This is a genomic window from Paenibacillus sp. TC-CSREp1 (assembly GCF_050171015.1).
Classification (GTDB): Bacteria; Bacillota; Bacilli; order Paenibacillales; family Paenibacillaceae; genus Paenibacillus; species Paenibacillus silvae.
The window spans coordinates 112,894-135,701 of sequence record NZ_JBNOKM010000003.1 but is presented as its reverse complement, the minus strand read 5'-3'; the positions used below and the strand labels follow the sequence as shown (position 1 = coordinate 135,701).

24 protein-coding genes are annotated in these 22,808 nt (G+C 44.6%); 6 read left to right on the top strand and 18 right to left on the bottom strand.

From position 1 onward, the window contains the following. Positions 1 to 111 precede the first annotated feature (111 nt). The 5 genes from ACQSGY_RS05305 to ACQSGY_RS05285 form a co-directional block, all read right to left on the bottom strand. Positions 112 to 975, bottom strand: a complete 864-nt coding sequence (locus ACQSGY_RS05305; RefSeq protein ID WP_427050983.1) for a DUF4085 family protein — start codon at positions 973 to 975, stop codon at positions 112 to 114. Further along, positions 972 to 1,490, bottom strand: coding sequence for a hypothetical protein (locus ACQSGY_RS05300; protein WP_427050982.1), 519 nt, complete (start codon positions 1,488 to 1,490; stop codon positions 972 to 974). Before ACQSGY_RS05300 ends, ACQSGY_RS05305 begins: the two co-directional genes overlap by 4 nt. A gap of 58 nt (positions 1,491 to 1,548) precedes the next feature. Continuing rightward, positions 1,549 to 1,845 carry a hypothetical protein gene (locus ACQSGY_RS05295; protein WP_427050981.1) on the bottom strand — a complete coding sequence of 99 codons (297 nt, stop codon included), beginning with the start codon at positions 1,843 to 1,845 and terminating at the stop codon, positions 1,549 to 1,551. Positions 1,846 to 1,998: 153 nt separating this feature from the next. Then, complete coding sequence (locus ACQSGY_RS05290) at positions 1,999 to 2,637, bottom strand: NUDIX hydrolase (RefSeq protein ID WP_427050980.1); 639 nt, start codon at positions 2,635 to 2,637, stop codon at positions 1,999 to 2,001. Between the two features lie 21 nt (positions 2,638 to 2,658). Beyond that, complete coding sequence (locus ACQSGY_RS05285; RefSeq protein ID WP_427050979.1) at positions 2,659 to 3,072, bottom strand: winged helix-turn-helix transcriptional regulator; 414 nt, start codon at positions 3,070 to 3,072, stop codon at positions 2,659 to 2,661. A 254-nt stretch (positions 3,073 to 3,326) separates the two neighbouring features. Here ACQSGY_RS05285 and ACQSGY_RS05280 point away from each other — a divergent pair, with 254 nt between their 5' ends. Continuing rightward, a complete protein-coding gene (locus ACQSGY_RS05280) occupies positions 3,327 to 3,923 on the top strand; it encodes an NAD(P)H oxidoreductase (RefSeq protein ID WP_427050978.1) in 597 nt (198 codons plus the stop codon). A gap of 162 nt (positions 3,924 to 4,085) precedes the next feature. Here the strand turns inward: ACQSGY_RS05280 and ACQSGY_RS05275 are convergent, their stop codons facing one another. The 10 genes from ACQSGY_RS05275 to ACQSGY_RS05230 all read right to left on the bottom strand — a co-directional run bounded on the left by ACQSGY_RS05275 (position 4,086) and on the right by ACQSGY_RS05230 (position 12,083). Next, entirely contained in the window at positions 4,086 to 4,727 is a 642-nt protein-coding gene (locus tag ACQSGY_RS05275; RefSeq protein WP_427050977.1) for a FusB/FusC family EF-G-binding protein, read from the bottom strand. Positions 4,728 to 4,987: 260 nt separating this feature from the next. Then, entirely contained in the window at positions 4,988 to 5,368 is a 381-nt protein-coding gene (locus tag ACQSGY_RS05270) for a retropepsin-like aspartic protease (RefSeq protein ID WP_427050976.1), read from the bottom strand. Beyond that, on the bottom strand, positions 5,369 to 5,611 hold the full coding sequence (locus tag ACQSGY_RS05265) for a hypothetical protein (protein ID WP_427050975.1): 243 nt from the start codon (positions 5,609 to 5,611) through the stop codon (positions 5,369 to 5,371). Between the two features lie 65 nt (positions 5,612 to 5,676). Then, positions 5,677 to 6,474 (bottom strand): GNAT family N-acetyltransferase, encoded by a 798-nt coding sequence (locus ACQSGY_RS05260; protein WP_427050974.1) that lies wholly within the window; start codon positions 6,472 to 6,474, stop codon positions 5,677 to 5,679. Positions 6,475 to 6,493: 19 nt separating this feature from the next. After that, positions 6,494 to 6,961, bottom strand: coding sequence for a GNAT family N-acetyltransferase (locus ACQSGY_RS05255; RefSeq protein ID WP_427050973.1), 468 nt, complete (start codon positions 6,959 to 6,961; stop codon positions 6,494 to 6,496). Between the two features lie 66 nt (positions 6,962 to 7,027). Beyond that, positions 7,028 to 7,687, bottom strand: a complete 660-nt coding sequence (locus tag ACQSGY_RS05250) for a hypothetical protein (protein ID WP_427050972.1) — start codon at positions 7,685 to 7,687, stop codon at positions 7,028 to 7,030. A gap of 174 nt (positions 7,688 to 7,861) precedes the next feature. Continuing rightward, on the bottom strand, positions 7,862 to 8,941 hold the full coding sequence (locus tag ACQSGY_RS05245; RefSeq protein ID WP_427050971.1) for an RNA-guided endonuclease InsQ/TnpB family protein: 1,080 nt from the start codon (positions 8,939 to 8,941) through the stop codon (positions 7,862 to 7,864). 5 nt (positions 8,942 to 8,946) lie between these two features. Beyond that, positions 8,947 to 9,345, bottom strand: a complete 399-nt coding sequence (gene tnpA, locus ACQSGY_RS05240; RefSeq protein ID WP_427050970.1) for an IS200/IS605 family transposase — start codon at positions 9,343 to 9,345, stop codon at positions 8,947 to 8,949. A gap of 988 nt (positions 9,346 to 10,333) precedes the next feature. Further along, on the bottom strand, positions 10,334 to 11,206 hold the full coding sequence (locus ACQSGY_RS05235; RefSeq protein ID WP_366289700.1) for a carbohydrate ABC transporter permease: 873 nt from the start codon (positions 11,204 to 11,206) through the stop codon (positions 10,334 to 10,336). 19 nt (positions 11,207 to 11,225) lie between these two features. Beyond that, positions 11,226 to 12,083, bottom strand: coding sequence for an ABC transporter permease (locus ACQSGY_RS05230; protein WP_427051201.1), 858 nt, complete (start codon positions 12,081 to 12,083; stop codon positions 11,226 to 11,228). 458 nt (positions 12,084 to 12,541) lie between these two features. On the opposite strand from ACQSGY_RS05230, the gene ACQSGY_RS05225 reads away from it, so the two are divergent. From ACQSGY_RS05225 to ACQSGY_RS05215, 3 genes are all read left to right on the top strand, one after another. Next, positions 12,542 to 14,353 (top strand): cache domain-containing sensor histidine kinase, encoded by a 1,812-nt coding sequence (locus ACQSGY_RS05225; protein ID WP_427050969.1) that lies wholly within the window; start codon positions 12,542 to 12,544, stop codon positions 14,351 to 14,353. Positions 14,354 to 14,754: 401 nt separating this feature from the next. After that, positions 14,755 to 16,362: a response regulator transcription factor gene (locus ACQSGY_RS05220; RefSeq protein WP_427050968.1), complete on the top strand. Its 1,608-nt coding sequence runs from the start codon at positions 14,755 to 14,757 to the stop codon at positions 16,360 to 16,362. Between the two features lie 398 nt (positions 16,363 to 16,760). After that, positions 16,761 to 18,443, top strand: a complete 1,683-nt coding sequence (locus ACQSGY_RS05215) for an ABC transporter substrate-binding protein (protein ID WP_427050967.1) — start codon at positions 16,761 to 16,763, stop codon at positions 18,441 to 18,443. A 134-nt stretch (positions 18,444 to 18,577) separates the two neighbouring features. On the opposite strand, the gene ACQSGY_RS05210 is transcribed toward ACQSGY_RS05215, so the two are convergent. Both ACQSGY_RS05210 and ACQSGY_RS05205 read right to left on the bottom strand, forming a co-directional pair. Continuing rightward, positions 18,578 to 18,853 (bottom strand): hypothetical protein, encoded by a 276-nt coding sequence (locus ACQSGY_RS05210; RefSeq protein WP_427050966.1) that lies wholly within the window; start codon positions 18,851 to 18,853, stop codon positions 18,578 to 18,580. A gap of 33 nt (positions 18,854 to 18,886) precedes the next feature. Next, a complete protein-coding gene (locus ACQSGY_RS05205) occupies positions 18,887 to 20,335 on the bottom strand; it encodes a lipase family protein (protein WP_427050965.1) in 1,449 nt (482 codons plus the stop codon). A 146-nt stretch (positions 20,336 to 20,481) separates the two neighbouring features. Between ACQSGY_RS05205 and ACQSGY_RS05200 the strand changes: the two genes are divergently transcribed. Together ACQSGY_RS05200 and ACQSGY_RS05195 are read left to right on the top strand one after the other, a co-directional pair. Then, complete coding sequence (locus ACQSGY_RS05200; protein WP_426334332.1) at positions 20,482 to 20,751, top strand: hypothetical protein; 270 nt, start codon at positions 20,482 to 20,484, stop codon at positions 20,749 to 20,751. A 237-nt stretch (positions 20,752 to 20,988) separates the two neighbouring features. Further along, a complete protein-coding gene (locus ACQSGY_RS05195; RefSeq protein ID WP_427050964.1) occupies positions 20,989 to 21,387 on the top strand; it encodes a hypothetical protein in 399 nt (132 codons plus the stop codon). Between the two features lie 112 nt (positions 21,388 to 21,499). Here ACQSGY_RS05195 and ACQSGY_RS05190 read toward each other — a convergent pair whose 3' ends face one another. Continuing rightward, positions 21,500 to 22,495: a CPBP family intramembrane glutamic endopeptidase gene (locus ACQSGY_RS05190; RefSeq protein WP_427050963.1), complete on the bottom strand. Its 996-nt coding sequence runs from the start codon at positions 22,493 to 22,495 to the stop codon at positions 21,500 to 21,502. Positions 22,496 to 22,808: the final 313 nt, after the last annotated feature.

Genomic DNA, 22,808 nt, shown 5'->3' with positions numbered 1-22,808 from the left:
TAGAGGTCATACCTTGTCTGAACAGGCATGACCTCTTTTTCATACATACAAGAGTTACAATAAATGCAGCCGAAACAAAAAAGATAAACACCAAGCTGATCGCATCTCGGTTTACTCTATCTCGGCAACAATATCAGTGCAGCGTACAATTAATTCCGACATCGGTTCTCCATCCAAAAGCACATGAAGCTCATATCCGTTGTCGATTCGATACAGCTCCTGATACAGCCAGTATCTGCCGACAAGCTCGCCCTCTTGCTTGAGAATCTCAGGTGCAGTCAGCATCAGTTTGTTGATCTCAGTAAAGCCGCCTCTTGGGTCAAACCGCATGACGAGCTCATCGCCCGTCAGCAGTTCCGTCAACTGACAATCATGAAATTGCAACTTACGATGAATGTCAGCCGGAATATTCTGCTTTACCATAGCATCCCTGTACTCCTCCAATACACGTTCCATCTCTTTGATATTTTCTTCACTCTTCTTCTTAAGCTGCCGCATGACCTTGCGTGTGCAGTACCCCAGCGAGAATACACGAATATCCGCAATCTGTTCCAAAATCTCCGCGGGCAAGCGCTCCGCATGGTGCTTGTCATTCCATTCCATGGCTTCCTGATAGTCTTCTTTACATTGCTTCTCATCAAAAGCAGGACGAGCATCGTACTCGGCAATCAGCTTCTCGATATGAGCACGCTCTTCGGGAGGCATATGATACACGAGCTGATCTTCCTCCGTCACGTCTTCCCCGCTAAATGCTTTGTCTACCCGGGTCATGACCTGACCATCATGCTCCAGCATGAAACGTGGATCGGTGTCGTACACATCTCGCTGGAGCTTTACATGCTCTTTTTCCTTCCGTTTATACAGCCGCTGATAAAGAGCTTCGTCCAGTGAAGCCGCCCCTTTATGTACTCTCATGCCAAAATGAAGCCCTGTCTGCTGACAAGTTTCGTACCATTCTTTTGTTAAATATTTCATAGGCGCCTCTCCTGTTCGTACAGCTTTTTAATCTGTGATGCGAATTTGGCTGCACCAGGGATATGTGTCCTTTTAAAAAACGCTGTTAACTGCTTCGGATGATTTTTGACCATGTCATATTCGATGACCGTGTGAGCGACGACTGACCTTGTGAATCCCAACACCTCCACCACCTCAGAACGATCCCCTGCTTCCAGTTCCTCGCCCGCTGCGAATTCTCCGTCCGGATCATCATCTAACTCTTCACTAAACGTTAACCTCGCAATTACATACGACATAATGGATGCCTTGTCTTCGTCGATCTGCCCCATAGTCCACTGTACACATTCCTCTTCGGTTGGCGCAGGGCTGTCAACTCCCTCCAAAACATACTTCCATTCTCTAAAAGAATCCATCAGGATAGGTGCTTCATAACTGGCATGTTCCACAAATTTCAGCTGAGGTTTAAGCTGAACGAGTTCAGCTATCACATTTTGATACCAATCGCTGGTTAGAAATTGCTCTATGGTTTGCATCACTATTCCTCCAGAATCTCCAGTCTAAACACTGCTTATATTCAACAGACGTATTTTGCTACGCCAAGGTTTGAAAAAATTTATACTTTATCTCTTTGTCGTTCCGCGCGGCCCATTCATGGACGGCTTCTACGCCTGTGGTCTCTTGATCTCTCTTAAAATAAAAGCATAAATCCATCGGCACAATCCGTTTGCCATACATTTTAAAGCCAATCCGTCTGTAGTTGATGTAAATACACTCAATCTGGGATGCATCGTATCTCCGATTTTTCATCGAAATGACATGATCTGCCTCCAGCGCAATGTTCGGTTTGGAGAACAGCACACGCCGAATAAGAAAAACAATATAAACCAAAATATAAACAAACAATAATAAGCCAAAGTATTTCAATACACCATTTCCACTAAAAAAAACATTTCTGAATATAATGATCTCTATCATCAGCATACACATCAAGTTTAACAATGCTCTTGGATAAAACGTCTTAAATATGATGAGATATACCTCCTATTCATTCTCTATATTAATCTGCAGCCACTTGGAAGGAGCCTTTTTGGCAAAATGCTTTTCGACAAAATCCAGAATATCATCAATGCCGGGCAATGCTGCGTGCCTCTTCGCTTCTTCAAACGTCATCCATCGGTGCTCGCTATGCTCATGATTTAACCGGACAGGCTGATGCTCGTTCACATACCCTACAAAGACAGGGGCCATATAAATATAATCCTCTGTCGGTGAATAGAACTGCTCGAACTGATTAGACGTATATAAACGTACCTCTGTGATGCCCGTTTCCTCCCGGATTTCCCGAAGCGCGGCTTCCCATGCCTTCTCACCATGCTCAATACCGCCACCGATATAACACCATTCGTTATGCAGCATCCGTCCAGCTCGCTTGAGCATCAGCACATGATATTGGTCCAGACACCTTTTCATCAGCACAACAGCCACCCCTTCACAACGGATCGGCACGGTCTGTTTAGATGGATCGGTTAAATCGGTTGAGTTTGCCGGAGTATCCTTTGTGGACTGATTAGCTTGTGTAGATCTATTGGCTTGCTTGTTTTGGTGAGAATAGCCTGATGGATTCGCTTGATCCGTTTGATTCGCTCGGTTTACGCCTTGAGCATTTACGGTATCGTCCATTTGTTCTTGCCCTCCCGTTCTTCACGTTTCTGAAGATGTAAAGTCCTCCAGCACCTTCGACCGATCTCCATACACTTTGTCCAGATGCTCTTCCCCCCAATAGCACAGAAGATCCAGCGCAGGCTTGAGTCCCCATCCGTATTCCGTAAGCTCATATTCCACCTTGGGAGGCACCTCAGAGTAAACTTTGCGCTGTACAATCTCGTCTTTTTCCAATCCTCTAAGCTGGGTCGTCAGCATTTTCTGCGTAATGTCCGGGATCAGCCGCCGCAGCTCCGAGGTCCGTTTGCGCCCTGTGAACAAATGATAAATAATGAGCGGCTTCCACTTCCCACCCATCACTTCCAAAGCTGCTTCAACGCCAACCCTATATTTCTTGGGAGCATCTGCACCCGTTTTCGTCTTGTCTTGTTCCGTCACCGCGCATTCCTCCATATTCCCTATCCGCCCAACCAACATAATTTACACCGACACTTCTTCAATAGAACAACCTTTTTGCACCTTTCATCTGCATGCCGAGGACCATATTGCGGTCTTCCAATCAAGGCACATTCATGTTCTTAGGGCACTTTCATCTCCCTATAGAACATCAAAGTGCGTACTTCCAGATGTTCTCAACCCTGTTTATAATAGCATCATCCAAGGAGACATGGCTACCTAACCACGCTCCAGAAAGGCTGTGATTGTTAATGAACGTATTAGTCGTTGTATCCCATTCCCGTAAAGATTCGCTGACCTTCCAGGTTACCGATCGTTTCGTTAAAGGCCTGACAGAAGCGGGGCATCAAGCAGAAATCGTGGATTTACATGAGATAGGTTTCGATCCGATTCTACGCGCAGAAGATGAACCTGACTATACGCAAGAAATTCAGCGCTTCTCTCCTCAGATTGAAACGGAGATCAATCGGCTCAGGAAACACGATGCGATTGCTTTTGTCTTCCCTCTGTGGTGGTGGCATCTGCCAGCGATGCTGAAAGGGTACATTGACCGTGTGATGAACAACACCTTTGCCTACGGTACGAACACACTGCATCATGAGCAAATTCTATGGATTGCCCTTGCTGGCGTGACCGAAGAACAGATGAACAAACGGAACTACGGTGATTCAATTCGCAATCTGCTTAATGTCGGTATCGCCGATTACTGCGGCGTGACTAATTCGAGGGTTGAGTTTCTGTACAATACTGTAGAAGCCCCGCCGGAGCATTATGAGGAACTGCTGCATCAGGCATACGAGTTGGGCGTTAACTATGCCAGCCATTCTGCCGAGCCACTAACAACCTAAATGCCGAGAGTGCATCCGCGACTTTCACGATTGAAAAATAAACACACCAAAAAAGGCCGCTCAATTGAGCGACCTTGTGTGTGTTTCGTGCTGCTTTACGATCCGGGTTTTGTGCTGTTTTACACTCTATATTCGCTGTACACGACTCTCCAGCTTTTATTTTTATTTCATTGCTGCAAGCAAGAATTTCTCCAGCATGCTGATATCCGTAATACTCTCGTTGCACGCCTTGTCATCCATACATACATACTGACCCATGGAGGCAAAATTGTCCGCCGAATGTGCCTTCGTCTTCACGTTATAAAATCCCAGCTCCTGATGACGATGACAGAACATACAATACCCCTTCTTGTTCGTAGCGGTAATGCGTCCCTCAATCCCGAGGAACTTACCCTCATGCGGGTACACAATGAACAATCGGCTCGTTGCAATGTCCTTCCATCTTAAATACGTGGTGTGAGCGTAATCAATGGATTCCAAATCGGGCAGCTTGAGCTTTTTGGCTTTGGGAAACAGCTTCTGAATCTGCTTGGCTGTGACCTGTGGATATGGAATCAGATGGTCTTCAAGCTGATTCAGGTACAACTGCACGTCATGCGGCGTCGCATACGTGGATAGCTGCTCCAGCAGTTGCTTCTGTTCCAGCGTCAGATTCTCGAAGATGCCAACGGCATTCGTACTGACGGTGTAGCGGACCGTATCCAATACTTTGGGGTCCACGACCGAGCGCAGCGTTTTCAGCAGAAATTCGGCTTGTTTATAAATGTAGTTATATTGATGATTATGAATAAATGGTGTTTGCATGGCCTTCAGCCCCTTATTTATAGTGGTCAAGCAAATAAGGTGCAAAGCCTGCGGGTCGAACCATGATATTGGTGTTGCTTACTCAGGGCAAACGATCTCATTTTGTCGCGCCCTACACAAAGTCCGCCCCTATTCAGGCTTTGCGTAAGGCTTTCTAGCGAACGAGCAATCCGGCATCATCCCTATTGCCACGTCATAACCCCCAATGCAGTCGATATACGGAAATTATAGCAGGAATGAGGGGAAGGGGGCAATGAGGTTTATTTCTTATGATTTAGCTCGAATTCTTCTAAATTCAGAATAAATTTACCTTTAATAAGTATATCTAACCCTAACAAACCGTTAATATTGTAGTACTTAAAAGAAGTGAATTCTATAGGCACATCTCTTAAAACAAAATCCTCTACCTGTATGCCTTCAATTCTTTTACTAAAAGCATGCTCTTTTCCACCTATGCCATAACTCGTTACAATCTCGTCTTCCAAACCAAACCTAATTCCGATATCATCCACTTCGTCCTGTGAAATCAAAGTATGACTCGCTCCCGTATCAATAACGATGTTATTGATCGTTTTTGTTTTTCCATTAAAAAGAACAGTCACTTCAGTGAATAAAAGTCCTTCTCTGTATTCTACTTTCATTCACATATTTCTCCTTAAACCTACATTCTTCCGCACCTTAACGATTACTTGATCTTTGGAGGTATGATAAACCAATGTTTTATCCCGGCTATTTAATAATTCCTGGGTCGCTTCAGCATCACTTACAGGTCCAATGACAGCTACCTCATCGATCACTTCTTGGCTATCTGATTCTTCTGAATGCAGGATTTCAAATTTCACGAATTGATTCGGAAAAATCTGCTGGACTTCATGCCATTTCATATCTTTCCCTCCTCATTGGTTATATTGCTTTTATTATATCATGTAGTTAACGGGCATTACGCCTGTCATACATGATACCAATACATCGAATGTTCCCCGATCTCTTCAAATCCTAATTTCCGAGCGAGCTTATTGGACGCTGCATTATCAGTGTGACAGCTCCAGTTGGGAATGAGATTTCGGGATAAACAATCTTGAATGAAATGTACACCAACCACACTCGCTAACCCCTTTCGCTGATACTCTTCAATGGTAATAATATCAATCTCTGCGTATCCTCCACCGACATAAGGGGAAGTACACACACTGACCAGTTCGTCATGCTTCATAATAAAATGTCCGATTCCATGTGCACAGAACTGCTCGGCTGATGACCACACGAGCTGATAGTACGGGTAGAACTGTCCCCTGTATTTTGTAGAGATGTCGAGGTCTAACGAGTAATACTTGAATGGCTTTTCCAGTGTTATATCATATTCCTCATATGACTTTATGAAACGGTCTTGATTAAAACGATAATATGTACGCGAGATTTTCCGGGAATGCTGAATACGGTAGTCATGCAATCTGTTCTCCCAAGCCTTGGTATAGACACCCAAAGCAAAAAAGTCAGGATGATTCGACTCATCATTCATATATTGAATGACATCCTGAGCAAAAGCATCGTTCGTTTCGTCTCCAGCCAAACCATAGAAACCGCCACAGCTTGTAATAAATACAGAGGTAATTTGTTTTCCTTCATTTACGAATACGCTGCCTTGTTGTGTACCGTGAATCACAGAAAGTGCATATACAGCTTTATTTTGAATCGAATCCATCAGTGGCAATACAGTTGAATACTCATCTGGTTTAAGTTTTCTCATATCTAGCTCTCTCCATCCACTATAACGTCAATACAGCCTGCACCTCACCACAAGCCAATACATCACCCGTAAGTTGAAAACCAAGCGAGTCGTAGATTTTCTTGGCTGCCACATTTTCTGGTTTATATGTTAACTCCACCACTTTGGCTTTTCCGCGAGGGGCTGATTGTGCATACGCTACCGCTTTCTCTACCATTTCTCTTCCGTATCCCTGGCCTTGGTACCGATGATCGATCATCATTTTAAATATGCCATAGCTGCTGTAATCGAAATTCCCGTCCCCATCGTCATAATACATCGATATAAATCCGACCATTCGTTCTTCCTTGTAAACCGCAAAGGTAATGATGATCTGTCCCTCATCCGAGGCTATGTACGCTTCTGCAAGTGCATGCTGATTCGAAGAGATGAACTGCTGCTGTTCTGGAGAGACTTTAAGTTCGATACATTCAATAAAATTATCCCAAGTAATTTTTCTGAATTCCATTTGATTCCCCCCTGATTTAGAGTTAACTGCAAACCCTGTAATTAGGCCATAGTAAAACTGTCGTTCTCAATACCTCTCTTTGAAGCGCTCGTTCCACCAGTCCGGCTTCATTAAGTAATCCGTTCTGATCGGCATAATGACGTATTCGTCCGTAACCTCAATCGGTTTACAGGGGCCGTTATAGATTAGTTCCACATCTAAATGGAAGGACTGAATAGGTCTGCCCGCTTCGATCTCGAACTCTCGAACATAACGAATCAGATCAGGGATATGTTCCCAGTAGTGCATCGCAGCCTGTCCGCCCGCAGGCATGTTCCACCATTGGATATAAGACGGCCATTGTGCTGCCAAAGCTTCTCTCAATTCCTGGTGCTGGATGGCTTCAAAATAGGGCTGGTCCAGAACAAAAGGAGATACATGGTTATGGTTAAGGTGTGCACACATGGGATGAGACACAGCTAGATCCGGTGCTTGAGACTCTAATGCAGCCTTTTGCTGAATCTTTGCTTCCGCTTTTAGTTGAATGCTGCCATTCCAGAAATCCTGCCATTGTGTCTCAAGCTCATGATGAAGCTGATCCGACAATGAGACTTGTCTGTTAGGCCACGCACCGTGCTTATCGAAGTATTCATCACAGATGCTGTATGCTCTCGCGACATAAACCAAAAAGTTCAATTCAACATCGCTAGATATACATACAGACCAGGAATTTGAATTTGAAATCATGATAAGCCCCCCCCTATCTTACTGCACTTTTGACACTCCCACCCCTAAAGAGGCAAGGTCACTAAAGTGACTGGGATTCTTAGCTAGCTTAACGTCCTCATTTCATTTCTGCTTTGGACAGATGCTAAGATCAGGGTATGCCATTACCCCTCCTAAGACAGTGCATATAGCATCTTAGGCTGATTGACTGTTACCGCCAATCACAGTTGCGTAGCGAATATTCATCGCCCCAACGATATCACGATGTTTCTTGAATCCACATGGGCACGTATATCTTCGATCTTGCGCCTTGTTCTTTGTTGAACATTCCGGGCAGGTTTGACTTGTATATGCAGGGTTCACATATTGTACTTTGATCCCTGCCATATTGGCTTTGTATTCAATGAATTGTGCCAAACGGTAGAATGACCATGTGTGTAGATTCTTTTCGTTTTTACGACTTGTTCTTGTCGTCTGCCTGATATTCGTGAGTTGCTCTAAGCGAATGACAGAAATCTTATTCTCGACTGCGAAATGAACGATTTCGCGACTCACTTTATGGTCTTTGTCTTTCATCCATCGTTGTTCTTTATCATCTAACTTGCGAATAGCGTTCACTTTCTTTTGTTTTCCTAGCTTTTGACGAACACTACGAAACTTCCGTTTCTTGTATTTGTTTTCTCGTCCATTCCCAAAAAAGCGAGCTTGATCATCATCTGTGATGGCTACCGCAGGAACTTTTAGCCCTAAATCAACACCTAAAATCCGCATACCCGTTTTTTCAGTTGTTGGCAGGGTGACAGCAATTTGGGCTGTCCACTTCCCTGAGCTTTTCGTGACACGGAGCGTACCCCGTTTGTGCTTCAAAAGATCAACGTTTCGATGGTCCCTGCCGATGAACAATGCACGAATTTTTACACGCCTCGATTTTCCCTCTACCATGAATGGAATGGAAATGTGCGTGAAGTCAAACGAATAGTTTTGGTTATTCCATACGCAAATCGGTTTCTTCAGAGTCGGTATGATGGCGTATTTACTTTTCTTCACTTTGGTAGAGAACACACTATTCGCATCTTTAATCGCTTGATTTTTTACTGCACTTGGTAGATGAGCAGGAACGTCTTTTGTTGTCTTCTTCAACCTTTTCTTTTCTTCTACCATCTCGGCCACGAGTGTATTCACAACTCGGATATATTCATGACTACTTTGTTCCAATAGTCGGATCTGCTCTTTTGTCGGCAGCAGCTTTACCTTAACCGTTAGGGTCTGAGACATAGGCTTTACCCCCTTGTCTTTTGTTGTTCAACATAACGCTTGATGGTTTCACTGGATACATGTCCAGCGGTAGAAACAAAATAGGAACGTGTCCACAAACTGGGCAAATGCTGAAGGTGTGGAAACTCCTCTCGTAGTTTTTTGGATGTGAATCCTTTTATTTTTGCCATGATATCCGCAGGGCTTAATGTTGGAAGTGCATGGAGAAACAGATATGTATGGTCTTTGTCGCACTCCATGGCAACAATCTCCATTTTAAGCTCTGCACATACCTCATGCACCAATGCCTTGAAGCGCTGTTCTACCTCTGATTTGAGAAAGATCTTTCTCCTGTATCGTGGGCAGAACACAAAATGATAGTTCAACAAAGATACGGTTGTGTTTGTTCTTCGATATTCGTCCATGTCTATACTGTATCAGTTTAATAAATGAATTGAAACAAGCAAATAAAAAATAAAGAACACAGACATTTCGGATACTTGAAGCATCACAATAGAGATACTCCGTATCCGACCTCACTTTTATCTCACGTCTAAAGAAGTGGGCTTTATCGGTCGGGGATTCTGTAAAACTTGCTTTGAAAATAAGATCATAGGTATTAGTACTACTGAATAAAAAGAATTTTGAATTCCATTTTATTTTTCCTATCGTACCATTTTATTCAAATTAAGTAACCAGACAGATTCAAGCATTCTTATGCAAAAAAAGAAGCCGCCTCCCTGGCCTTCCCCAGTTTGGCAGTGATTTCGAGAGATTTAGTTGAGCATGAAAGAATGCACTTACAGAAAACTGGAATTACTGGTAAAATAAAAACGGGTACAGCCCCTTTAGCACCAAGTGGGTCCCAATAGTAGAAATAGATATAGTTCGTGTAAAAAAGGATGAGATTGATTTGAAAAATAAAAAAATAATCATTAGCATTTCTACACTGTGTATCCTACTCATATTCGGATTTATGAGATGGGACAATCTTGGATCTGAATCCAGCGCAGACTTCAAATATAAGTATGATCGATGGACAGGCCAGAAATGGGTGGAATTCTATCCTCCACTAGCTTCTTCGAATAGTATGGAGTTTCCACTCATATACATTGATGAAATACATCCGAACGATATTAACAACTATTTAGCCAAACAAGCTCTTTCTGGAGAACTGGTGAACAAGTGGATTGAGCGAACGAAATTTACGGACGGTTATTCAGGTTTAATATTGTTAAATATAGCGATAATCATTTACAGTTTCATAACACTATTTATTTTCAAACATAATAAAAATTTAAGCTTGCAACGATTGTAGTATAACAAAAAAGAAGCCGCCTCCCTGGCCTTCCCCAGTTTGGCAGCTTCCTTTTTACAATCCTTTTGTTATCCTCTAAACACAACCTTTAGTCCCTACTCCTTCACAGCCCCAACCACAATTCCACTCACAAAGTAACGTTGCAAGAAAGGGTATACCAGCAAGATCGGCAGTGCGCTGATGAAAATTTGCGACGCCCGGATGGTACGCTGGGACAGGTTCGCTATCGCTTGCGGGTCCATCTTGGTCATGTCGCCCTGTACGATGATCGTCTGCATAAATGTCGCCAAAGGCAGCTTTTCCGAATCACGGATGTAGATGATCCCGTCGAAATATGCATTCCAGTGTCCCACCATCATGAACAGAGACACGGTAGCAATAACCGGCACGGACACGGGCAGATAAATTTTGATAAACGACTGGAAATGACCTGCGCCATCGATAAATGCTGCCTCCTCCAGATCCTTCGGCACCGTGCGGAAGAAATTCAGCAGCAGAATGATGTTAAATACCGCCACCAAACCCGGTAGGATGAGTGCCCACAGCGTGTTCATCAGGCCCAGTTTCAGAATGAGGATATACCCCGGAATCAGGCCCCCACTGAACAGCATGGTAATGACAAAATACCACAGGTAGATATTCCGTGCGCGGAACACGCGCGTTTCCTTGGATAGTGCATACGCCGCAAGTGTGTTAACGATCAGCGCAAGTCCCGTACCCAGCACCGTCCGCTCCACCGATACCCAGAGCGAGGACAAGAAGTTGGCGTTATCAAACGTCTTCGCGTACGCTTCAAACGTAAATCCGATTGGCCAGAATGTTACCAGCCCTGCATTCGCAGGTGCGGACGAACTGAGGGATACCATCAGCAAGTGATACAGCGGCAGCAGGCAGAGCACCGAAAGGATGGTCAGAAACACATTGTTGAAGATGCTAAAAATGCGATAAGGCAGCGTTTTATGATACATGGTTCATCATCATCCTTTCTTAGAAAATTCGGTATCCGGCAAAACGGTATGCCAGTCGATACGAGATCACAATGAGGATCAGACTGATGACCGATTTGAACAGATTGACCGCCGTTGCAAAGCTGAACTGTCCGCTCAGCAGACCTTCCCGATACACAAACGTATCGATGATATCCGCTTGCTGATAGATTAATGGGCTGTACAGGTTGAAGATTTGGTCGAAGTTGGCGTTCAGCACGTTGCCCAGCGCCAGCGTGGCGATAACGATCCCGATTGGAATGAGTGCCGGAATGGTGATATACATCGTCTGTTTCCAGCGTCCCGCCCCATCCACTTCAGCTGCCTCATACAGAGCCGGGTTGATGCCCGCCAGTGCCGCGAGGAAGATGATCGTGTTAAAACCAAACTCTTTCCAGACATCACTCACAATAACCGTGAAGCGGAACCAGTTGCCATCCCCGAGGAAGAAAATCGGTTTGATGCCAAACACCGACACCAGAAACTGATTCAATATGCCCGTCTGTGCCAGAATATCGATCAGAATACCGGATAGCGTCACCCAGGACAAGAAGTGCGGCAGATACACCAGTGTCTGGATCGTACGTTTCAGCGCCATCTTCCGCACCTCATTGAGCAATAGCGCAAAAATAAACGGAATAATCAAGTTCATGATGATCTTTGAACAGGCAAAGAATAATGTATTCCACGTAATTTGCAGGAAATAATCATTGGTCCACATATACTCAAAATGCTTCAGTCCCACCCACTCCGACCCCGTAAAACCCAGCGCAGGTTTGTAATCCTGAAATGCCATTAGAATACCCGACATCGGAATGTATGAAAAAATAAAGACCATAATGGCCGCTGGCAGCACCATGAAGTGCAGCACCCACGGCTGTTTGTAGCGTTTTTTTCTCTTCTGTTCCAGTTTGTTTCCCGCATCCGCCTGCGGGAGCCGTTGACCCTCCATTTTAGCCTCCATATGAACCTTCTCCTGTTCCCAAAAAAAGTTTTTGTGTGTCTTGGGCTTCTCTGATATAAATAGTATCAAGCCATTCCGAGGTCTGACTATATAACATTGTTAGGGTCGATAGGGTTTTGTTAGTTTGATCTATATTGGTGAACTAATCGTGTTATTTACACCAGCCACTCCGAGGACAGAATAACCTTACAATCGCTGTTATCCCTAGATTTTTTTGATTCCCTTCTTAAAGGGAAAATCGGGTGATAAAGGCGAGCGCTTCGCTTTTCCAGGTTTTTTCTGTCCTCTCCGTTACATGTGTAAATAAAAACGTTCAACAATATAGTTAGATGTGAATATAAGGGAGACTTTTTATGTATACATGGGAGCGCTTTAACGTTTTTCAAAAAGGAATCCGATCCCGCTTTAGCCTTTTCGCCAAAATCAACCTGCTAATCGTCATTCTGTTCATCCCGATTCTGATCATGTACACCTATTCGAACAACGTCACGTACGACGTCGTCAGCAAAGAACTGCAAGTGTCCAACACCAAGCAGCTCACGTTCCTGTCCAGTCAGATCGATTCGCGCATTAATCAGATGATGGATTTCAGCCTTATTCTCTCGCGTGATCCGAATGTGCGTGCCTTCAACGGCCTGAACCTGTGGCAGGATAAGTACGACCAGATGCAGACGCGGTACATCATTCAGGAGAAAATGACGCTCCAGACGGGCGTAACCGATCTCTGGCCTACCCGCTACGCGGTGTACTCCCAGCAGAACAAAGAGGTTATTGCGAACTACAACCGGGATACCGGCTATGACGAGGCGTATTTGAAAAAAAACATGAGCGGACAATGGACCTACGGGGATCATTCCACCGACGCGAAAGACGCCATGCAATCCTTTTACTGGTTCTATACGGATTCATTAGCACAGCCGGGCATGCTCACAGGCAGTAACCTGGTCATTGAAGCCAGCTTCAGCTACGAGAATATTCAGAATATGCTCGACACGTACAAAGCAGGCGGCCAGGGCGATCCGATCCTGTACCACAAAGGCAACGCCCCGATCCTGAACCGCACCGCAGACAAGCAGTTATCCGGCGAACTCATCCGTTATCTGGACACTCACTCGCTAGAAGATACAACACAGGATGTCGTGGAGCTGGGCGGCAAAAACTATCTCGTCAGCACCGTCAAATCCACGTATCTGGACTGGCATCTGGTGGATGTCGTACCGCTGTATCAGATTTTGCAACCGATCTCGCTGAGCCAGAATCTGTTTTATGTCTGCATGATTTTGCTGCTCGTTGTGGGCATCTCCGCGTCCATCTTGCTCTATCGCAATGTGCAGTACCCTATACAGAAGCTGATCAAAGGTCTTCGCCGCGTACAGCAAGGCGATTACTCCGTGCGTTTGCACAGCAACAACCAGAATGAGTTTTCATTCTTGTTCCACCGTTTCAACGACATGTCCCACCAGATTCAGGATCTTATCGAAAATGTGTTTCAGGAAAAAATCCGGGCCAGAGAAGCGACGTTGAAGCAGCTTCAGGCACAGATTAACCCGCATTTTCTATACAACTGTCTCGGTTATATCATCAACATGGCACAGATGAAGGACGAACAAGCCGTGGTGTCCATGGCGCATAACCTGAGTGCATATTATCGCTACACCACCCGGATGGAACGGGAAACCTCTTCGTTACAAGAAGAGATCAAGCTGCTCATCAACTATCTGGACATCCAGAAGCTGCGCAATGGCCGTATCGAATATCACATTGATATTCCCGAGCATATGCTTGCCCAATCGGTTCCACGTTTAATGCTTCAGCCGATGGTCGAGAACTCGGTGATCCATGGTATTGGGAAGTCGTATACATCGGGGGAGATTCGAATTACCGGGGAAAGTGCGAACGGGTTTGGCAAAATCTATATCGACGACGACGGCCCCGGCCTTACGCCGGAGCAGTACGAAGCATTGAACCAGGAAATGCTGGAGCCTTTGCAAGAGGAGGTCGGCTGCGGGCTCTGGAATACGTACCAGCGTATGATCCACACCTTTGGCAACCATTCCTACCTGTTGTTCGGCCCATCCCCACTCGGCGGCTTCCGCACCGAAATCGTCTGGGAAATCCCGGGCGAGGATGTCGACAAGGAGCGAGGAGATACTGGTAAGAGTTGATACTACCCGTAGTTGTCTAAAGTTTATTGAAGTGCTTCATGCATCTGTCTGAAGATTTATTAAGAAGGCTTTACGTTAGAGTAAAGTCTTCATCCTTTTTTCACCCGATCCAGCCTTTATATAAGACCTTATTTTAAATAAAGGTATACCTTATGTGAGCTTTAGCGGAGGATTGAAGGAATTCTGGACCTTCAATTCCAAAGCGGCCTGTTTACACATATCTGTTGATTCATTTTTGAACAAGACCACGTACACGCTAACGCAGAGGACAGAAAAAACCTGTAGAAACGAAGTGCTCGCCTTTATCCGGGGATAACAGCGATCGGAAGGTTATTCTGGCATCGGAGTGGCAAGTGTACAGATGTCCTTTGTTCAACCAACGTTAAGGAGACAAAACAACCATGCAAATGATCATCGTAGACGACGAAGCACACTGGGTAGACAACCTGTCCATGACCAAACCGTGGCATACGCTCGGGATCGAACAGGTCCACCGGGCATACTCCGCTCGTGAAGCTCTGCAGCTCATAGAAACTCATCCGATTGATATCGTGATCTTGGACATTCAGATGCCGGAAATGACAGGAATAGAGCTGATCGAACGCATTCGCATCCGGGACAAAAAAATAAAATGCATTCTCTTATCCGGTTACTCCGAATTCGATTATGCCAAGAAAGCCATCCAGTATGAAGCCGTGGACTATCTGCTCAAACCGCCAACAGATGACGAACTCATCGGCGCAGTGCAGAAAGCCATCGACCAACTGAACAATGAATGGGCGCTTGTCAGCTCCCTATCACGGACGCAGTTTACCCTGCGCGAGAATTTACCGCATTTGCGTGGGCGCCTTCTTTTGGAGACATTACAAGGACGTCGGTTCTCCACCAGCGAATGGGAGCGCAAGCTGGACAATTACGACCTGCCCTTCCATACCGGGGATGCCGCGCTGATGCTGGTCCGCATGGAGGAGGAGTTCGGCCACTACGACAGCCATGATCAGACCCTGATCGAATATGCCATTATCAACATGGCGGAAGAAATTATGGGTGAGTTTATGCACGTGTGGGGTGTGAAGGAAGAGCACGGGTATGTCGTGTTTTTACTGCAATTGAAGGAGCGAAGTGGCGATATTGGAAAAGAAACCATTCTGGAGAAGCTGTCCATTCAGCTTCAATCCAAAGTAAAACAGTTTCTGAAAGGTTCCCTCTCCATTGTCATGACCGAGTGGTTCACCTTCCCGGAACAGATCTACGATCGCTTCCGTCAGGCTTCCGCCTATTTCCGCCAGATCGTCGGGGACGAGCGTGAATTCGTCATGCGGGTGACCGATGTCGAAGCACCAGCGGCACAAGGTCCGCTGGACGTGCTGTACACACCGCCTACCTTCATTCAACTGCTGGAAAGCGGCCAATGGGATGCCGCCGAAGATAAAATACGTGCCGTCTGTGCCGAGTTGGACGAGAAATGGTCCGAATCCTGGGAACACTGTATGGAGGCGGGTTTTCTCATCACCGCTGCCTTCACGAACCTGGCTCATCGGAACAAGCTCACCTTGGCAGGTCTAATGGGTAGTGAGATTGAACAGTTGCAAAGCGGCGAAGTTTTCTCCACCATCGGCAAGCTACGCAAATGGTCGCTCGGCGTACTCGCCAAACTCAAGGAAGGCACCTCCAACGAGGTCAAAGATACCCGATCCGAGTACGTGAAGAAAATCCAAGAGTTTACCGATAAAAACCTGCATCTGGACGTGTCTTTGCGTGTGCTTGCAGATCATGTGAACCTGCATCCAACACATCTGTCCAAGATTTATAAGATCGAGACTGGCGAGGGCATCAGTGAATATATCGCTCGCCTGCGTATGGATCGAGCCTGCCACAAGCTGGTCACAACTACCAAAAAAGTATATGAAATCAGCCTGGAGATCGGCTATATGGACCCGGCGTATTTTATCAAAGTGTTCAAACGTCAGTTTGGCGTGACTCCTCAAGAGTACCGCGACCAGCATTAATATGAATAGCGGTTCGCTTTGTATTACGTTACTTATAGATAAGTTAAACTATTCCTTTACACGAGAACGGAGAGGACAGAAAAAACCTGGAGAAGCGGAGCTAAAAGCTTTCTGAAAGAAAGCTGCATCGGAAGCATAAGCTTCGCCTTTATCACCGGATTTTCCCCTTTAAAAAAGGGAATCAAAAAATCTGGGGATAACAGCGATTGGAAGGTTCTTCTGTCATCGGAGTGGAATGTGTAAAATCTTTAGTTCAACTTATATAGATTGCGATAACCAAACTTTTTACACTTTCACTAAGAGAGTCCTATGGAAACTAACAAACTCATATAGATGCCCTCCCGCTCCACTTGGTACAGTTACAGTGTAAAGATCATACATCGTAGGGGGATTGAACAATGATCAAATTCAAAGCATGGTGGTCCTTGCTCACGGTTATCGCACTCATTACCATCACTGCATGCGGTAGCAGTGGCGAGTCAGCCAGTGACAAAGGTTCCAGCGATACACCGGCGGCTGTAGGCTCTGCGGAAGCCGAAGCGGCGTTTGCCAAAGGAAAATATGACCCACCCATCGAATTCAGCTCCGTGCTGATGCCGAAAAAATACGCTCATGGCGATACCAAAGAGAACAACGTACATGACCGCTGGATGCTCGAAACGCTGGGCATGAAGCACAAAGATACGTGGTATCCGGCCAATGACGACCAATACAGACAGAAGCTGCAGCTCGCGATTGCGTCCGGCGAGAAGCTGCCTGATTTCGTAACCGTGCCAACCAACGCGGTACTCACCAATCAGCTGATCGACTCCGGTCAATTCATCGCCATTGACGAGCTGTTCGAGAAGTATGCAAGCCCGATTCTGAAAGAACACGCAGCAGCACATCCTGAGCTGTGGTACCCGTTCACCAAGGACGGCAAAAAGTACAACATGCCGATCATGGAGTATACAGATAACGACGATACCCTGCTCTGGCTCCGTGAAGACTGGATGGAGAAGCTGAACCTGGAAGCACCGAAAACCATCGCAGACCTTGAAAACATCATGGATAAATTCAAAAACGAGAACCCGGACGGTTTGTCTCCAGACAAAGTATTCCCGCTGGCGATCTCGCTGAAAAACAACACCAACACCTGGATGGGCGGGCTCGACTGGTTGTTCGGTGCATACGGTACAATTGAGGAGCAATGGAACAAAGACGCAAACGGCAATCTGGAGTACGGCTCCGTGAACCCGGGTGCGAAACAAGCCCTTGCCAAGCTGGCTGAATGGATGGAAAAAGGGTATATCCACGCTGACTCCGCACTATGGGACGAAGGTAAATCCGCTGAAAGCTGGACGGCTGGCAAAGCCGGCATTCTGCCTGGCGCAAACTGGGTACCGGACTGGCCTGCTCCAGACCTGCTGAAGAACGTACCGGGCGCGAAATACAAAGCCTACCCTGTTCCGGCTGGCCCAGACGGCAAGATCGGTACGAAATGGCAGAACTCTGGTGTCAACGCAAGTATCATGATCAACAAAGATGCGAAGCACCCGGAAGCGATCTTCCTGTACTACAACTATTTGCTGGATAACCTGGCGAACCCGAAAGCGGGCAGCCCGTACGAGTACGGCTTTGCGAAAGGGTACGACTGGGATATCGTAGACGGTCAACCGACCAGTGACAAAGAGAAGATCAAAGACTTCTCCAACGAATTCCCGTTCCTGACCGGCCCGGCGCGTATTCCAGATCTGTACATGAAAACACTCGTGAAGCTAGCGAGCGGCGAGAAAGCTGAAACACCTTACGAGAAACAAATCGCCGAATTCCGTAAACCGGAAAACTGGTATGCTGGTAAAGTCATGATGTCCCAGATCGACATCCGCAAACAAAACTATTTCACAGGCGCAGCTACACCAACCATGGTATCCAAGTGGAACCTGCTCCGTCAGTCCGAGCTCGAAACCTTCAACAAAATCATCTACGGCAAACTGCCAATCGATGCATTCGATCAATTCGTCACGAACTGGAAATCCAACGGCGGCGACCAGATCACCCAAGAGGTGAATGATTGGTTCAAGTCGGTAAGTGGAAAATAAGGATTTGTTGTTGGGAAAATTAGAGCATTAAACCCCGAGCCGAAGCGGTTATTCACGCTTCGGCTCGGGGTTTTAAGTGTAGATCAGGGTCGCTCCCAATTGACTTATGGGTTCGCTATACTATAAGCACAGATTTATCGTTGATATTCATAGTCGGCCTCTTCCATTTTCCTGATATACTGTTTTAATCTTTCTTGGTGCGCTTCTAGCTCTGCTAATCTGGATGTACTCCCTTCAAGGAACCTCGACATTTTTTCAGACAACTTTATTGCGGATTCTCCCTTCCATTCTTCCAACTTTCTATATATATTTTGCATCTGCTGTTCTTGCTGAATCAAGTTCTGCTGCAACTGTTCACACTGTTGAACTGCTCTTCTCAAGTCTGACAAAGAAACAGCTATTCTTCCCATATGTACACCTCCTACACGTTCGTTAAAGATACACTATGATTGATCTGCGAGAACAAAATCTTGTCTTTTCTGCTCAATATAATCTGCGATGTCTGTAATAGATTCTTGGTACCATCGATTAATTTGCTCCAACATTGCTGTAGCATCATGGGCAATTGAATTAAAGGACCGACTCTCACTGGTTGATATATAAGCTTGGAACAATTGAATTGAAGAATTTGTATGACTAGCAAAATCAAGTAGGCTATTCCGCATCTGTCTGGAAGCATGTGCAAGCTCCTCAGGTGTTAGCTGTATGGTGCTCCCGTGTCGATCACCCACATAATACGCAGTGTTCTGTCTATTCATATCTACTGAATTGATTCCTGTTACTGCTGTAACAAGTTGACCCAGACCTTTCATAGCAGCAGAACCATACTTCTCATAAAGTGTGTTCATTACAGCTTTAAGCTCTTCTCTCGCCTTCATCATATCTGAATAGTTTTCCACTCTAGGCTGACCATCCACCCGTCGACCATCTAGCGTATATAATGGATTACTAATGTTGCCATCTTCATCAAATGAAAAATGATCCATACTATGCGCTTTCTGACCAACGAGCATGGAATCCAAAAACTTGGACAGTGCACTCTGTTCTCCTGATATAGACGGAACACGAATAAATTCAGTCGACCACTTGTTACCGAACAACGCTTGTTCCCACCAAGTCTCTCGTCGCTTTGGTAAGAAAATAGGGATTGTCTCGTATCGATTAGCTTCTTCAAAGGTCGAATTAATGTAATAGGTAGAGCCAACATGCTGATCCGCATTCTTCACTCCAGATCCTACAGTATCCCCTGGATGAACATAGGCCACATTCGTTTTCAGATAATCCCCGTTTTGAACCTTCTCTTGTAAGTCATCGGGAAGTAAATGTACGATACTTGGCGGATTGTAACTTGTTGAAGATACTCCGTTACGAATAGCAACATATTCCGCCTGAGCACCTCCCAACGAGTGTCCGGTTGTTGATATATCAGCAGTTGGGTACTCCTTTTTAACTTTCTCAAATAGGTTCATTGCTTGAACAAACTGATTATTCTGGTACCTTGATTCTTCTTGAATAAAAGGCATTCGTTGATGCAAAGGTAAAGACGAAATCTCTTCCTTATGCCGCTCCATATAATTGTGAGTTTTCTCCAGATTTTTAGCACGATTCCCCACAACATCACTTAAATCGGTCTCCCAGTCTGTTAGTACGCTCCATATTGGACGATCAGGTGGTTCAGTCCCTCTGTAGCCTATAACAACTTGATTGTGCTCTTCGTTATAGAATACCGTAGCATCAAAACCAGAACCGTTCGTATCATGCAACATTGCTCCCTCAGGTTCAACTATTGTCCATCCTGGAAGATTTTCGTTTTTATATCCGTTTGAGGGTAAATCTCGTTTGTATACCTCATCAGCAATGGTCCAATACGTCTTATCATTGATATAAGTCATGTTCTCCCACCTTGTCTAATCCAATAATATGTATTAAAGTATTTTTAGAGTTTATTTCCATAAAAGGAGATTTAACATCTATGAAAAACAAATTGCTGCTGCTAACCTTCATTATTTTTTTATTTATACTAGGAGGATGTTCAAGTATGTCTGCCTCAGATAAACAAATGATTGTAGAAAAGGCTACACCCATAAGCATTCAGTACATAAAGAAATACTACAATGCAGACTTTGTTGTAACGAGTCACGATGTGGATGACCCTTCCATCCATTCACGTCTATACCTGTACGGTCACATAACTGGACATGAGGATGAACGTATTACCGTTTCTTACAACTACGATACACAGGAGGTTCTCAGTGTAGAAGGACCGGGCTGGTTTATAGATCGTCGAAATCCGAAAAAGGATTCCTGAAAAAGTCTACCTAAACAAAAACGTAATGTATATATTTAATCAGAAATGATCTGGAGCAAATATCTAGATCATCTTTACGTTGTTAGACGTATACTTTTGGGACGATACCCATGTATTCTATATTCATACATTATAAATCAAATTCCTCATTAAAGGATATACTTCCCATATAAATAAATAGAACGTCGGATAATTTTGTGTCCGAAAAAGATTACTCAACCAGTTCCAAGGACTAGATTGCTAAACAACGAATTCCCGTTCCTGACTGGCCCGGCGCGTATTCCGGACCTGTACATGAAAACACTCGTGAAACTCTCGAACGGCGAGAAGCCTGAAACACCTTATGAGAAACAAATGGCTGAATTCCGCAAACCTGAAAACTGGTATGCAGGTAAAGTCGTAATGTCCCAAATCGATATCCGCAAACAAAACTATTTCACGGGCGCAGCCACACCAACCATGGTATCCAAGTGGAACCTGCTCCGTCAGTCCGAGCTCGAAACCTTCAACAAAATCATCTACGGCAAACTGCCAATCGATGCGTTCGACCAATTCGTAGCTAAGTGGAAATCCAACAGCGGCAACCAGATCACCCAAGAGGTGAATGATTGGTTCAAGTCTGTGAGTGGAAAGTAAGATTTTGTTGTTGTGAAAAGTAGTATTAGGCAAAATAAATGAAACAAAAAAACAAGCCAAGGCGTTTAGTTTTAACGCCTAGGCTTGTTTTTTTTGTTAATCGGAAGAACGATCATACTAAAGATGCCCAAATGACATGAAGGAAAAAATCTGCTGACATATGAGAAATAATCGCGTATTCCAGACCCTTTTTCCAGTATAAATAACCAAACAGAATTCCTAACACTCCATTGTTTATAATTGCTCTAATAATTAATATTGGAGTCAATTCTCCAAACAAACTCGCAGTCGCTGGCAGATGTGCTAACCCAAATAATACAGTAGACATAATGATGGCAATCCAGTATATAGCCGCAGGAATGCTTGCTTGAGTTTTACTTATCTTCACCATTCCCCATACCAGTACCGTCATTAAACATAAACGCAGAAAAACTTCTTCGACAATTCCACCATAAAAAATAGTCAGTAAACCTTTCCACCATGCCAATGTTGGAGTTGCCGTTAATTGTGGCATATGTGGTTGAAATATGTACGTTTCTAGCATAACAATGACAAAAGTTCCGATAAAACTACCCAATATCGCAATAATAATCCACTGTTTTGAAACTTTTGATAACCTGCCTGAGTACAATAATCTTCTTAAAATAGGAACACCAAGCTGAACTTTTTCGGCTAAAATGAGTCCGACCGTACTAGCAATAAAAGACATAAATGCGACATTCAAAATCGTAATAATAACGATCCCATACAGAGGAAGGTTGAATTGTTCAGTCAATTGAGTTCCTACGGTTCCTATCAAATAAGGTAGAATAGTAGCTCCCCCAACTACGCCAAGGATGGTGAAAGTTACAACTAACCGACCATTTTTGTTCGTAGTCGGAGACGCGATTGAATTTTTACGAAAAAGAAAGACAATAAATACCCCAAGACAGATTAACCCCAGACTAGCATTGAGCAGCACTTCCCACAACGAGGAATGAAAAGATTTGGACACCGCACCTGACCCAAAAGCCAAAGCTAAAACAAACCAAAACCACGTTTTATATCGTTGATAGAAGAAAGAAAGCATTTTAATCACTCCTCTTTTGAAAAAATCTCGCATTTCCATTACCGTTAACTATGCTTTATGCAACATCCTGTTTGTCTTATGTATTCTTATAGATGAACCTAAACGAACTGCTTTAATAACTCCAAAGGAATTGTCTTTTCCCCTCCCCCACAGATCCATACTCCACCAGAGTGTATTTGAATCTGATGGTATTCAGAGCTCCTCGGGCCCTGTTCTTACTTTTTTTCCAAGCATTATTACAATGAGCATCAAAAATTTGGATAGAAGTTACATATTCCAACTTTATATTAATCATATCAATTTTGCCCATATTTGTTCAATCACTTCTCTTAAGTTCATATATACTTGTATT